Here is a 1,506-nt window from a genome sequence, read left to right on the forward strand (position 1 = left end):
AGGTACCACTGCAAAGGAAAAGCTATTTTTGCCTACCTGAATAAGGGATTGAAGGATTCCAAGTCCCTGTTTGCGTAGAGTGGAGATGACTCCCTGAGCTCGTGCAAATTGCCGTGCACCTTCCTTCGTGCGCATCGATCCGGATACCTTCTGTTTAACTTTGCTCATACGCAGGTCCCGTTCAGCCAAGTTGTTGTCAAACGGAACTTGGGCATCATGAAGAAACCTCAAAATCGCCGTCTTGTGGTTGAGAAAACGTTCGCCTAGATTCGCACCTGGACTCTTTGGCTTGCGACCTTTTACGCCTACTTTGGGCCGAACCTTTCCTTGGTTCCACACGGTTGCACCAAGTTCCAAAATCCGATCGTAAAGGGATTCGATTCGTTCGATTTCGCCCTTCGTCAAGGCGAGGCCTTTCGCATGAGCCTCACCAACCCGATGCCAACTGACTCGCAAGAGTCTCAGCATGTGGGCCGCCCAGCGCTGCCGGTCATTCTGGATGATCCCGATGCATTCACGCATCAAGTGAACACCGCATAAGGCGTGTATGAATGTATACTTCACATTGAAGTAGGAGGTGTGGCAATCATGCACGACCGTCCCTCGAAAATGAGGGAGAATCCCGACCTCGCTGAAGGCGAGAAAGCCGCGTTTACTATGCAGATGCAAGAGTGTCCACTCCGGTGTGCTGTGCGTATGAAGCCATCGCGTCTTCCCTTCTACGCGAAACCCGGTTTCATCCGCATTCAGAACAGCGGAGGATGCAATCTGCTTGGCAATGAAGTCTTCCAACGGTTTTAGTTTTGTATGCATGCTGCGCTGAAAAGACAACAGGGTGGCTTCGCTGAGCGAGTGATGGGTCAGATCCGCAAAGATTTCCTGGATACGCTGGAGTGGAATCATATGGCGTGCACTCAAATAAACGGTCCAAGCGGCAAAACCATGGCCATATTGGACAGGGGCCTTCACCTCAGAAGGGAAGGGAGCTTGGCTGATGCGGCGGCAGCATGCACATAACCGCTTTTCTGCGCGGTATTCGGTCACCACGACTTCTGGAGCAGGCAAGTCAAATACCTGCCGTTTTTCATAGCCAGTGGCAGGAGCATCTGACCAGGCGGAGCTACAGTAGGGGCAACAACTCCCTACCGAAAGATCAACGACATGGTTTGGCTGTGCCACTTGATGCAGGGTATGTCCAGCATGCCCTTTAGGCGCTCCTTTTTTGCCTCCGGGTTGACGAAGATTCACGGGAGGTTTGCGAAGTCCGTCACTAGAAGGCGGCTTACTGCTGTTTTGGCTGTTCTGACCCAGTTGACGCTTCAGATCGTGCACCTCGGCTTCCAGTTCGAGCACTCTGGCTTCCAACTGTTTGCAACGGGCGTTTTGCTGGTCATAAATGAGCTGAACAATGGAAGCAATCTCTTGGTCTCCTTTGCATATCTGGAGTATCTGTTCCGGTGTTAGTTCCATTTCCATCCGCCTCCGCTGCCTAAACGGCTTCTTTAA

Annotated in this window: 1 protein-coding gene; it reads right to left on the minus strand. The window is 51.9% G+C overall.

Annotated features, from left to right (window positions below; all coding sequences use genetic code 11):
- Window positions 1-1,470, minus strand: a 1,470-nt coding sequence (gene tnpC / locus A7K91_RS00055; protein ID WP_169833354.1) for an IS66 family transposase, incomplete at its 3' end; no start/stop codon positions are given.
- Window positions 1,471-1,506 lie beyond the last annotated feature (36 nt).

This window comes from Paenibacillus oryzae, assembly GCF_001675045.1.
GTDB lineage: Bacteria > Bacillota > Bacilli > Paenibacillales > Paenibacillaceae > Pristimantibacillus > Pristimantibacillus oryzae.